Origin of the sequence: Sphingomonas larreae, assembly GCF_051400595.1 — a bacterium.
Lineage (GTDB): Bacteria > Pseudomonadota > Alphaproteobacteria > Sphingomonadales > Sphingomonadaceae > Sphingomonas.
In genome coordinates this window covers 1-524 of sequence record NZ_JBLFFI010000026.1, presented here as the reverse complement: position 1 = coordinate 524, position 524 = coordinate 1, and the positions used below count along the sequence as shown (strand labels likewise).

The 524-nt window shown below is 43.9% G+C and carries 1 protein-coding gene; it reads left to right on the top strand.

What is annotated here, in order from left to right:
* Nucleotides 1-524, top strand: a 524-nt coding sequence (locus tag ACMGDM_RS20660; protein ID WP_436806021.1) for a calcineurin-like phosphoesterase C-terminal domain-containing protein, incomplete at both ends; no start/stop codon positions are given.

Genomic DNA, 524 nt, shown 5'->3' with positions numbered 1-524 from the left:
CCACCTTATTGTTATTGCCCTGCACATACCCATACTCGATATTTGGGATGATGCTTTTAGGGAAGAAGACCGCAATGTGCTTTTTCAACTGTTAAAGGAATATCCCAATACGCTCTCCATATCGGCGCATACGCATTTGCAGCGTCAGGAATTTTTAGGTAAAGAGCAAGGCTGGCTGCAGGAAAAACCACACCACCATTTTAACATCGGTACCACCAGTGGCGACTGGTATTCCGGAAAACTGGATGAAAAAGGCATACCCATTTCTGTAATGCGGGATGGTACCCCAAAGGGCTACGCGTTTATACATTTTAACGGTAACCAGTACACTATAGACTATAAGGCAGCGGGCAAGCCTGCTGATTATCAGATGGAGGTATTTGCGCCTAACCTGGTATCGTCAGTAAAAAAGAATAAAGCCTATGTATATGCCAACTTTTTTATAGGCAGTAAAAATGATACCTTACAGTATAGGGTAGACGGCGGCACCTGGAAAGATATGGAGTTTATGGAAAAGCCCGATC